Raw genomic sequence first — 11,884 nt, 5'->3', positions numbered from 1 at the left:
TATCAATGATCGTGTCGGTGATGCGTGTCGGGCATATGAGGATGCGCGTGCAGCAGCGGCTCGTGCGCGTGCCAATGTGTGTGCGGCTGGCCGTTCTCATGATCGGAGTGGTCTCCGTGCCGATGATGTTCGTCATGAACATGCGAATGCGAATGTTCGACAGATTCGTGCAAATGCTCGTGCTCGTGGCTTTCGGTCAGATGCAGCCAGACGCCCACGGCCATCAGCGTCGTTCCGGCGACGAGCTGTAGGGTCAAAGGCTCGCGCAGGACCACGACGGAGACGGTCGCGCCGAGGAAGGGCGCAGTGGAGAAATAGGCGCCCGTGCGCGCCGTGCCGAGATGGCGGAGAGCCAGCACGAACAGCGCCAGGCTGACGCCATAGCCGAGGAAGCCGACGACGCTCGCGGCGCCGATCAGCGGGATGGCTGGCATGAGAGCGCCGGCGAACAGTCCAATCCAGAGATTGACCGAGCCGGCGACGATTCCCTTGATCTCGACGATTTGCAGAGGATCGGAGAGCGAGACTCTGCGTGTGAGGTTATTGTCGATGGCCCAGGCGAAACAGGCCGCCGCAATCGCGAGAGGCCCGAGCGCGCCAGAAAGGCCCGGCGCTCCCGACCAGGCGAGGCAGAGGGATCCTGCGACGATAAAAGCCATGCCGAGGGCGATGCGACGATCGAATGGCTCGCGAAACACGAACCATGCGATGGCCGCGGTGAAGACGCCCTCGAGCGTGAGCAGCAATGAGGCCGTCGCGGCTTCCGCATGGGCGAGGCCGAACATCAGCAGCAAAGGGCCGGCGACGCCGCCGGCCAGTGTCGCTGCTCCCATCCACGGCCAATCCGATTTAGTAAGCGTCGCCTCTTCCGCGCGGATGACGAAGCCGAGCCGATAGGGGAGACGACGAAGCAGGGCGACTCCGACGCCGGCGCCGCAATAGAGCAGGCCGGCGAGGATGCGCTGATCTATATCCGCGAGGAGCAGCTTGGCGGCCGGCGTCGAGACCCCGAACAGAGCCGCCGAGAGCAGCGCATAGGAGATGGATTTCGCTTTCATGTTTGACGCATGCGTTCAGTGAGTTACCGCGAGCGCGACGATCCGCGCGAGAACGAGGCCTCCCGCGAGCAGTAGATAGCAGCGTAGCACGCTCATCCATATGCGACTCGACATCGAGAGCTTCGCCGGCGGCAGCGCGTGTAGCGGTGGCATGCGCCAGCTGTCGCGAGCGTGACGGCCGATCGGGCCCCCCGCCGTGCGCCGCCTCGTGCGGAGAGCGCCCGTCGCGACGGCGATGGCCACAGTTACAATCGCGCCGCCGCCGAGGATCGACAGAATGACCGTCTCGTTCGTCTGCTCCGGAAACAAGACGGAAGCGGTCAAAATGATCGATAACATCACTAGGACCGCGACGATCACGCCTGTGAATAGATTCATGCCCCAGCCATTGACCCAGGGGCCGAGAACCGCCTCGTCATTGCAGAGAAGCAGCAGAAACACGGTCGCGCTCGGCAGCAGGACGCCCGCGAGCGTCTGCACGGCGTTGGTCAGCAGGCCGAGCGGCGCGCCCGGCGTCAGCACGAGCCCCGCCGAAACGACGATGAGCGCGAAATAAACGCCGTAGAAGCCCTTGGCGTCGGACGGCTTGCGATGCAGCGAATGCTTCAGCGACAGCACGTCGCCGAGCGCATAGGCCGTGGACAGCGACACCGCCGCCGCGCCGATGACGCTCGCATCGATCAGCGCAAGAGCGAATAATATGCCCGGCAGGCGGCCGGCGTATCGGCCTAGGCCCTCCGCCACGGCGCCGGCGTCGGTGAAGTTTCCAGCTTCCGGGCGTCCGGCGAAGGCCGCCGCCGTGAAGGCCATCATCGCCGCCGCGCCGATGACGACGAGCGCTATGCCGAGCCAGAGGTCGATGCGCTCATAGCGAATGAAACGCGGCGTGATGCGCTTGTCGATCACATAGCTCTGCTGGAAAAAGAGCTGCCAGGGCGCGATGGTGGTGCCGACGATCGCTATGATGAGCAGCATCACATCGCTGAGCTTGCCGTCTTTCGGCAATTGCACGAGGAACATGTCGCGCGCGACATCCGCCATTGGCGGATGAATCATCACGAAGATCGGAATGAGAACGAGACTGCCCGCGCAGAGTGCCAGAGCGAAGCGTTCGAAGCGACGGAAGTCGCCCGTGCCGACCGCCGCCATGATGACGACGGCCGACAACGCCACGCCGAGCTCCCGCGAGACGCCGAGATAGGAGAGCGCGAGAGATATGCCGATGAATTCGGTGACGATGGTCAGCGCGTTTAGCAGGAAGAGATCGATGACGCTGAAGGCGCCCCAGAATTTGCCGAAGCGCTCGACGATGAGCCTTGCGTGTCCGACGCCGGTGACGGCGCCGAGCCGCAACACCATCTCCTGATTGACGTAGAGCACGGGAACGAGCAGCAGCAGCGTCCACAGCAGGCTCGTGCCGTAGTTCTGGCCCGCCTGAGTGTAGGTCCCGAAGGCGCCCGCGTCATTGTCGCCGACCATGACGATGAGTCCAGGACCGAGAATGGCGAGAAGCGTCTGAAGGCGGCGCTTGAAGCCGATGCGCGGGCCGTGATCGGCGTGATGGATCGTGCCCAGCGCGCCGCGAATATGGCCGATATGGGCCTCGTCGAGAACGGCGCTCTCGGTGGTCTCGGATGGATTGAGATGCAGCGTCATGGCTCGCCTTTTCTCCGGCCGCAGGCGAGCCTTCGCGAGAGCTCGCGCCCTCTAGACCGCTCGCGCTCTCGCGCCGGGGTAAATTCGGATCGGGATGGATTTCGACGCGCCCGCCGGGTCGAACTCGCGCTCGCCGGCGGGCGTGGTTGGGCCGGGGTTCATACGATCTCTCCAGTCAGGCGGCGCGGCGCGAAGGGGGCGGCTCGCCATTATCCTGCGCGAGGCGAGGGTCGGCCTCCGCCTCGTCGGTCCACACGCACAGAAGACGTCCCGAGGCGGCGTCGAGCCTCCAGACGCAAAGCGGAGTCCGTCGCGTGCGACGGCGAAGCGCGACGATCTGCGCCTCGGCGCGGAAAGAGTCCGCGTTTCGAGCGAACGGGCGCGCGCATACGATTGCGGTGAGCTTGTTCATCGCTCATCTCCTTTTTGGCCGTTGTGATCCACGGCCCGGAGCATGAGCGGCAGGCAGGAGCCTTCAGGCCCTCGCGACGCCTCTCACGCGGTCCCCGAGACCGCGGATGGTTTCGATGTCGAGTGGCGTCGTGAGCGCAGACGAGGCTGCGGGCGCGGCGCCGAAGCGGCTACTGCCCATGTTTCTTTCTTGGGTTGTCGGAGTCGACGGCGGGGGCGAAGCCCAGCCATCCGAGGGCGATATCGGTCCCGAAGCTGTGGATGTCAAGCGCAAATCGCAGGGTAGCGCGACAGCGATTACCAATCGATGAAGCGAGAAGCCGAAGGAGCGCGCTCCGAAGCCGCTCTCTCGAGACGCTCCGGTTCGCTCGGCAGATCAGGTCACGTCGACAAGCGGAAATCGATCGGCTAAGCCGATACGGCCGAGCATTTCCGGACGGCGAAAATATTTCGAGCGGATTGGCGGGGCCGAATGACACGATCATACGTAAAAGCGAAGCTGCTCGATCTCGTTTTCACGAGCCCTGTGCTCGCATGGTTCTCGCTCGGCATTTACGGCTCGTCTCAGATGATGGGCTCGTCCGAAGGACTTCTCGTGAATGTCTCTCTCGCGGCCAATATCGCGCTTCTCTGCCTCATAATATTCGCGATCTTTCTGCGGCCTCCGTCTCTGCGGACCGCGAAAGGCGTTCTGCCGAAATTGGCCGGCGCGGCGGGCTTTCTCTTGCCGAGCTTCATAGTCGCCGTCCCGCCGGTCGATTTGTCACCTTCGACGAAGGTTGTTTCCGTCGGCCTGGTTCTCCTCGGAACGCTCGTCTCCATCGCGGCGACGATTTGGCTCGGCCGCAGTTTCAGCATTCTTCCGCAAGCTCGCGCTCTGGTGACGGAAGGACCGTATAGGCTCGTGCGTCATCCGCTCTATGCTGGAGAATTATTGGCTCTGATCGGCATCATGTTTCGATATCAGCAGCCGTGGGCGTTGTGTTTGACTCTGCTATCGATCGCCATTCAATTGCCGCGCATGAATTTCGAGGAACGGGTGCTCGAAGAAACGTTCCCATCATACAAGGAATATGCGAGCCGCACCGCGAGGCTGATCCCCGGCGTTTACTAACCGCCGCTCACGATTGGAGCGGCAAACTATCGCTGCGGCCATGCAGGTGGCTCCGACCGTCGCGTCATCCGTGAATATCCCCCGAGCCGTTCGTCGCCTCGCTTTTCGGAACTGCGATCAAAACGCCCGCGTCGGACCGTCCGGTTTCCAACGCGCCTTTCCTTCTCGGGCCTTGCCGCAATAGCAGGCCGTCAGAGGCCGAGAAGCTCATACCCAGTTTAAATCAATGCGATATTGTATGGGATGATGTGGCGACCGAACCAGAAGCGCCGGCTCTCGTTACCCGAATGCGCGAGCCAGACCGAAGGCCGCCGAGGCGGCAAGTCCCCCCACGGCCAGTGTCTGAATTGCAGCGCGCATTCGATCGACGCCAGTGAAATGCCCTTTCGCCGCGCCGAACGCGAGCAACGCCACACCCGTGGCGAGAACGGACCTCAAAAGCGCGGTTTCCACGCTGTCTGTCGTCATGTAGGGAATGAGTGGCGTGAGCCCGCCGACAACATAGGCGAGTCCGATGGTCAGCGCGCTCGCCAGAGCACGTCGCGGATCAGGCTTCTCCAGTCCGAGCTCGAAGCGCATCATGAAATCGATCCACCGTTCTTTGTCAGCCGATATGGCGGCGACAAGCGATTTCAGTGGATCGTCGGTCAGGCCGTATCCTTGGAGAAGCTGCTCGATCTCGTGAATTTCATGGTCGCGCATGAGATCGATCTCTCGACCTTCCCGCGCCGCCTCCGAGACATAGTGCTGTGCGTCGGTCCGTGCGGCCAGAAAGCCTCCGAGACCCATTGCGATGGCGCCCGCGGCAATTTCGGCGAGACCGGCTGTCACGATCACGTCGGTGTTTGCGACCGCAGCCGAAAGGCCCGCGGCAAGAGCGAAGGGCACCGTCAAGCCGTCCGACATGCCGATCACGACATCGCGGACCATTTCCGTGGCGGTGAAGTGCTTTTCAACATGGGGCGTTATAGGCATCGTTCGAGTTCCCGAGACAGCGCCAGCTTCGAGTAAGGGGCGATTGTGACATCAGATCAACGGCGACCGCGGAGGATGTCGCGTCGAGAGACGAGGGCGCGTTCTAGCGCCGCGCACTCTTGTCAGTCCGCCGAACTGCATTTACCGACCGTTGAATAGGAAGCGATCGGACCACTTGTCGTCGACTTCTCCGAAATGGGTCCCGGGGTCGTATTCTTCGACATTTAAAGCGAGGGAGCCCGCGGACAGTCGTCCCGCAACCGCGAGAACCGTATATGACGCGACGACGCGATCCCTCTGGGCGACAATGAGTCCGATACGTGCGCTCAGCAACTCCCGCTGGGCGTTGAGAATATCGAGCGTGGTCCGCAGGCCTGCCTTCGCCTCCTCCCGGACGCCGAATAAAGCGCGTTCCGCTGCCGCGATCTGCGTGCGAGCCGCGACGATCTGAGCTGACGCAGATTGTAGAGCGCTCCAATTCGAACGCATCGACGCCGTCAGCTCCGCGCGCGCGGCATCCACGTCGAATCGCTTCTGTCCGGCGCTCTCCTTCGCTTGACGGATCCGAGCGGAGGTCGCACCGCCAGCGTAAATTGGAACCGACAGCCGACCGAGCACTTGCGCGCCGATGGCTCGGTTGCTCCGCCCATCGACATCGGACTGCGTGAAGACATTCGCGACCATCGAAACGCTGGGCAGGAATTCCGCTTCAGCGATCCTGATAGCGAGATCGGCCACATCGGCATCATGCGCGGCGGCGAGAACGAGTGGATGCTCGTTCTGCGCCGCACGCTCCGCTTCCGCGAGCGACTTCGGCAATAAGCGATCGGCGGATCTCGCTGGAGCGAGCTCTTTCGGCTCACTCCCGATCACTTGCCTATAGGTGGCGATACTGGTGTCGAGCGTCGCGCGAGAGATCGCTGCCTGTGATCGACCAGCGGCCAACCGCGCGTCGGCTTGTGCGATATCGGTCATAGTGACTTGGCCGGCCGCCGCGCGCTCTCTCGTTTGGCGCAATTGCTCGTCGAGCACCGCCACATTGTTGCGATGGAGACCGAGAACAGCGGTATCTCGCAACACATTCGTATAGGCGACGACGCCGTCGAGCAGAACGCGTTGCTCCGTGAACCGCAGACGCTGGCGGGCGGCGAACACGCCCGCTTCTGCCGCATGGGTCGAATTGGTCGTCCTGAACCCGTCGAAAAGCGGCTGCTCGACGCTCAGCGTCGCAGAACGGGGCAAAGAACGCCCGGCCTGAATGCTCTGGACGTAACTCGGATCCCAGACATTGCCGTTGTTCACGTCGATTGCGCTCGAAACGGATCTCCGTTGCTGGACTCCGAGATAGGATTCGACGCCGACACGCGGCCGCATTTGGGCGCGCGCCCGAGGAACATTTTCGTCCTCCGCTCGTACAGCGGCCCGGCCCGAATGGAGAATTGGATTCGATCGGTAGGCCGCCGTCAATGCGCCGTTCAGAGTTTCAGCGTGGACGGTCGTCGCTTCCAGCAACACGCAAAGTGTGACGCAGAGGCGGGTCATCTGAAAGCCGCCTCTCGGATCTCGCGCTTCCTCGTCGCAACGCCTTCGAATAGCGTATAGAGCGCGGGAAGAACTAGCAATGTCAAAAGTGTAGCGCTGATCAACCCGCCGATCACGACCGTCGCGATCGGCTTTTGCACTTCGGCTCCCGTTCCAGTGGCGAGCGCCATCGGAACGAAGCCGAGCGAGGCGACGAAGGCGGTCATGGCCACGGGTCTAAGCCTCGTCATGGCCCCTTCCTTGATGGCCGCGCGAACCGGCCGCCCGAGATCGATCAGCTGACGAATATAGGTTCGCATCACGAGTCCATTCAAAACGGCGACGCCCGACAGCGCGATGAATCCGACTGCCGCAGAGACGGACATTGGCATGTCTCGGATCCACAAGGCGGCGATGCCTCCGGAAAGCGCCAGAGGCACGGCGCTGAACACCAGCACCGCGTCCCAGAACGCGCCGAGCGCCGAGAACAGCAGCAGGAGGATCATGAAAAAGCAGATCGGAACGACGACCATCAGTCGTTGACGCGCTTCGACGAGATTCTGGAATTGCCCTCCCCAAGTGATCCAATAGCCCGGAGGAACATGCACTTTCTCGCCGATCTTCTGCTGCGCTTCATTCACGACGGATGCGATGTCGCGGCCGCGGACATTCGCGGTGACGACCACTCTCCGCTTGCCATTTTCGCGCGAAATCTGATTTTGTCCTTCGATGAAGGAAATCGATGCGACCTGCTTGAGTTGAATCGTCTCTCGCCGATCGCCGCGATCGGATGGCAGCGAGATAGGTATATTTTCGATCGCACGCATGTTCTCGCGCAGCCTGTCGTCGAGCCGCACCAAAATCGGAAAGCGCCGATCTCCTTCGAAGACCACCCCAGCGCGCTGTCCGCCGACGGCGACGCCGATGACATCCTGCACTTCTGCGAGACTCAGCCCCAGACGAGCGATTTCCCGCTTGTCGACATTGATCTCACGAAACGGAAGGCCTCCGACCTGCTCGACCTTGACGTCTTTGGCGCCGTCGATCTCTCTCAGGATCGCGGCGATCTGATTGGCGGCTTTCAGCATGACGTCGAAGTCCTCCCCAAATGTCTTGACGGCGATATCGCCGCGCACGCCGGCCAGCAATTCGTTGAAGCGATTCTGGATCGGCTGCGAAAATTCGAAGGAATTGCCGACGAGGACGTCCAGCCTCGATTGGATTCGGCCGATCAGCTCTGGTTTGGGCAAATGGGGATCCGGCCAATCCGCCTGAGGCTTCAACATGATATAGGTGTCCGTCAGATTGGGCGGCATCGGATCTGTCGCGGCTTCGGCCGTGCCCGTCTTGGAGAAGACATAGGCGACCTCCGGGACGTCGAGCAGAGCTTTCTCGACGCGCAGCTGCATGGCCTGTGACTGCGAAAGCGACGTGCTCGGAATGCGATAGGCCTGCATAGCGAGATTTTTCTCGTCCAGTGTCGGGATGAACTCCTGACCCAGACCGGCGAAGAGAATGAGCGAGCCGACGAAGATCGCGACCGCGACGCCTATGGTCGGAGCCGGTCTCGCCATCGCGCGGTCGAGCAACGGGCGATAGAGCTTCTTCAGGCTTCCGACGAGCACGTTCTCAGTTTCTTCGATCCGCCCGGAAATCAGGATCGAAATCATCGCCGGCACGAAGGTCAGGGAGAGAACGAACGCTGACGCCAGTGCGATTATCACGGTCAACGCCATGGGCTGGAACATCTTGCCTTCCACTCCGGAGAATGTCAGCAAAGGTAGATAGACGAGAATGATGATGCCTTGCCCATAGACCGTCGGCTTGATCATTTCCTCCGCCGACTCGATGATCGTGCTCGAGCGCTCGCCGAGCAGCAGGTCGCGTCCGGTCATGTGCCGACGCTCCGCGAGATGGCGCAGACTATTTTCGGCGATAATGACGGCGCCATCGGCGATCAGCCCGAAGTCGAGCGCTCCGAGGCTCATCAGATTGGCGCTGATATGCCCCTCCACCATTGCCGTTATCAGCAGCATCATGGTGATCGGAATCACCAGTGCGGTGATCAGCGCCGCTCGAAAATTGCCGAGCAAGGCGAACAGAACGATAATGACCAGAAGGGCGCCTTCCGCGAGATTTTTGGCGACTGTCTGGATGGTGGCGTCGACCAGGACGGTCCGATTCAGGATCGGCCGCGCCTCGATTCCCGGAGGCAGAGACTTGTTGATCTCCTGCATCTTGGCGTCGATGGTCGCCGATACGGTCCGGCTGTTTCCGCCGATCAGCATCAGCGCCGTTCCGATGACGACTTCCTTTCCGTTCATGCTCGCGCTGCCCGTGCGCAGCTCGCGCCCGACTCCGACTTGCCCGATATCTTTCACTCGCACCGGCACGCCGCCTCGGGTCGTCACCGGAACGGCGAGAATATCCGCGAAATTCTCGAGCCGACCACGGCTACGAATGACATAGCCCTCGCCATTGTCTTCGACGTAACCCGCTCCTCTGCTCACATTATTGCGGTCGATGATTGCCGCGAGATCGGCGAAGGAGAGGCCGAGGGCGTAGAGCTTCGCGGGATCGGGGTGAACGCCGTAGGTCTTCACATATCCGCCGAGCGAGTCGACGCCGGCGACGCCCGGCACGAGTTTCAATTGCGGTCGGATGATCCAATCCTGGACAGTGCGGAGATAGGCCATCTGCTCGAGATCGCTGCGCAGCGTTTCCCCTTCGGGCGTGACGAATGATCCGTCCGTCTGCCAACCGGCCCGTGCAGAATTCGCGCTCGGAGCCGTGCCGCGGTCCGAGAATGTCACGCTCCACATGTAGATTTCACTGAGACCTGTCGCGACGGGTCCCATTCGGACGTCCACACCGCTCGGAAAGTCGCCTTGCGCCAGGAGTAAGCGTTCCGAAACTTGCTGACGCGCGAAATAGATATCCACCTTGTCGCCGAATACCGCGGTCACTTGCGCGAAGCCATTGCGCGACAGCGAGCGCGTATATTCCAGTCCCGGAATTCCCGCGAGCGCATTTTCGATTGGAAACGTAACCTGCTTTTCCATCTCATTCGGGGACAGTGACGGAGCCGATGCGTTGATCTGAACTTGGTTGTTCGTGATGTCCGGAACGGCGTCGATCGGAAGGCGGGTGAGTGACCAGGCTCCCGCGAGACAGGAGAGCGCCGCGACCAAGACGACGACCCATGGTCGATGAACAGAAAATGAAATGATCGACTTGATCATATCCGACTCGTCACTTTCATCGTCAAACGAAGCGAATTATTCGGCGAGGTCCGGCATCAGGCGGCCGAGTTCGGCCTTCAGCGCGAAGGTGTTGGCGGTCGCGATCAATTCGCCGGGAGCCAGATCGGCGACGACTTCGACCGACTCCTCGTCGGAGGCTCCAGTTTCGATCTTGCGCCGGACAAAGCCTTCGCTCACGCGCACAAATACGGAAGGCTCGCGGTTCACCAGTTGCACCGCGGTGCGCGGAATCATCGCGCCGACTTGCAGACGCTCCAGATCGATTCGAGCGGTCAATAGGCCGCCCGGTCGTAGAGCGAGATCCGGATTCTGAAATCTTGCCACGACGCGCGCCGACTGAGTGCCCTGGCTCAGTAGTGGGCTCACGAAGATGACGGATCCATCCAGCCGTCGCCCGTCGCTGGCGACGAGTTGGGCGGCCTGCTCTTGGCGCACGCTCGGAAGGTCTGTCAGGGCTACCGACAGATCGGCCCAAACCACTGACAGATCTGCGATGACGTAGAGCTCGCCCTCGCCGCCCACCGGCTGTCCGAGGCTCGCTCGACGTTCGGTCACACGTCCGGAAATCGGCGCGCGGATTTCTTTGCGGCGCAGCTGTGAAGTCGGTTGTTTCGGAAGAGCAGAGATCTCGGCCTCGCTCAAATCGAGGGCCGCGAGCTTCTGGCGCGCCAGATCGAGGCGCAGTTGGGCTTCGGATAGAGTCGTCTGAGCGCGGAGAAACGCCTGTTCCGCGGTAATCTTCTTGTCGAACAGGCCCTTCTCGCGCTGGAAGAGCTGTTGCTGCAGATTGTAGCTCACAAGGCTCGCGAGGAAATCGCTCTTTGCGTCGGCGACCTCGCGACTTTCGAGATAGGCGATCGTTTCGCCGCTTTCCACCCAGTCTCCGATGTTCTTGCGCAATTCGGCGACCGTTCCGACCACCTTAGCGGCGACATGCCCGACTCGGTCGGTATCGGCGGAAACAAGCGCAGGGACGTTGATGCGTCTCGTCAGGACGCCGCCGCGCACCGGCTGAACGGCGAACTCGGCCGCCGCAAACTGCTCCGCCGTCAATTTGATGAGTCCGTCGACTGGGTCCGACGCCTTTTGGGCGTGAATCACAGGCGACTTCGGCGCAAGAAGGTAACGAAGTGGTTCCGAGATCTGCGGAAACCAGGAGCCGACCAGTGCGCTCGCGACGCCCACCGAAATGAGGGCGCGCTTTCCCACACGGGGCTCGGCCGATCGTCGCCGGTGAATAAAAGTTTCCAGTGGGCGCGGCGTGTTCATGCTCTGGCCCGCCGACCCGCGCAGAACAGCATGAACGCAGCGAGGCGACGTTTGAACAGCAACATGTAGCTCGCGTGTGCGATGACAAAGCCGAGCAGGAAGTTCGCCGACGCCTCGTGGACCTCGGTGATCCAAGATTCGCTTTTGTCGCTTTCACGGCGGTCACGGCTCGCGATCGACGACGGCCCGACGTCGTGATTGCTTGGCGTGCGCCATTCCGAAGCTGAGGAAAAAGTGGTTTCTGCTCGGCGCGAGGGGGGAGACGAAGGCGGGCGATCCGCCAACACTCCGGTCACGACTGTCGAGACCAGCGCAAGAGCCACTCCTGAGAGGAGGAGCTTGCTCACCGCGGGGTGATCGAACCAGCGGACGTGGCCGAGTTCCGTGAACCCCGGAAAAAACCGAGAGATTCCGAGCTGGCGAGCCTCGACGACGCCCCAGATAATGCGGACGATCAGGATGAACGTCACGCCATAGCCGAGCCATTCGTGAATGGGGCCGAATTCCCCGCTGACATAAGCCGATAGCGCTAGCCCTGCCAGGGCGGCATGATAAAGACGGATTTTTTCGGGAAGGGTCATTTCGGACTCCGTTCGAGGACGCCAATCGCAGGCCAA

General features: G+C 61.8%; 8 protein-coding genes. 1 reads left to right on the top strand and 7 read right to left on the bottom strand.

The genetic code is table 11. From position 1 onward, the window contains the following. Nucleotides 1-2 precede the first annotated feature (2 nt). The gene (locus tag VIF40_RS11655) at nucleotides 3-1,058 is read right to left on the bottom strand and encodes a DMT family transporter (RefSeq protein ID WP_331937679.1); all 1,056 of its coding nucleotides are present in this window, start codon (nucleotides 1,056-1,058) and stop codon (nucleotides 3-5) included. Nucleotides 1,059-1,073: 15 nt separating this feature from the next. Next, nucleotides 1,074-2,714, bottom strand: a complete 1,641-nt coding sequence (locus VIF40_RS11650; protein WP_331937678.1) for an NRAMP family divalent metal transporter — start codon at nucleotides 2,712-2,714, stop codon at nucleotides 1,074-1,076. Between the two features lie 883 nt (nucleotides 2,715-3,597). On the opposite strand from VIF40_RS11650, the gene VIF40_RS11645 reads away from it, so the two are divergent. Continuing rightward, on the top strand, nucleotides 3,598-4,239 hold the full coding sequence (locus tag VIF40_RS11645; protein WP_024879244.1) for a methyltransferase family protein: 642 nt from the start codon (nucleotides 3,598-3,600) through the stop codon (nucleotides 4,237-4,239). A 279-nt stretch (nucleotides 4,240-4,518) separates the two neighbouring features. Here the strand turns inward: VIF40_RS11645 and VIF40_RS11640 are convergent, their stop codons facing one another. The 5 genes from VIF40_RS11640 to VIF40_RS11620 all read right to left on the bottom strand — a co-directional run bounded on the left by VIF40_RS11640 (nucleotide 4,519) and on the right by VIF40_RS11620 (nucleotide 11,848). Then, nucleotides 4,519-5,214, bottom strand: coding sequence for a VIT1/CCC1 transporter family protein (locus tag VIF40_RS11640; protein ID WP_024879245.1), 696 nt, complete (start codon nucleotides 5,212-5,214; stop codon nucleotides 4,519-4,521). Nucleotides 5,215-5,355: 141 nt separating this feature from the next. Beyond that, complete coding sequence (locus VIF40_RS11635; RefSeq protein ID WP_331937677.1) at nucleotides 5,356-6,756, bottom strand: TolC family outer membrane protein; 1,401 nt, start codon at nucleotides 6,754-6,756, stop codon at nucleotides 5,356-5,358. After that, entirely contained in the window at nucleotides 6,753-9,977 is a 3,225-nt protein-coding gene (locus VIF40_RS11630) for a CusA/CzcA family heavy metal efflux RND transporter (RefSeq protein ID WP_331937676.1), read from the bottom strand. The genes VIF40_RS11635 and VIF40_RS11630 overlap by 4 nt, the downstream gene beginning before the upstream one ends. Before the next feature lie 36 nt (nucleotides 9,978-10,013). After that, on the bottom strand, nucleotides 10,014-11,267 hold the full coding sequence (locus VIF40_RS11625; RefSeq protein ID WP_331937675.1) for an efflux RND transporter periplasmic adaptor subunit: 1,254 nt from the start codon (nucleotides 11,265-11,267) through the stop codon (nucleotides 10,014-10,016). Further along, a complete protein-coding gene (locus VIF40_RS11620; RefSeq protein WP_331937674.1) occupies nucleotides 11,264-11,848 on the bottom strand; it encodes a cytochrome b/b6 domain-containing protein in 585 nt (194 codons plus the stop codon). Before VIF40_RS11620 ends, VIF40_RS11625 begins: the two co-directional genes overlap by 4 nt. Nucleotides 11,849-11,884: the final 36 nt, after the last annotated feature.

Source organism: Methylosinus sp., assembly GCF_036560965.1.
In the GTDB taxonomy this organism is placed as follows: Bacteria; Pseudomonadota; Alphaproteobacteria; order Rhizobiales; family Beijerinckiaceae; genus Methylosinus.
Note: the sequence above shows the minus strand (reverse complement) of the source record. Positions and strands in the feature narration are given on the sequence as shown.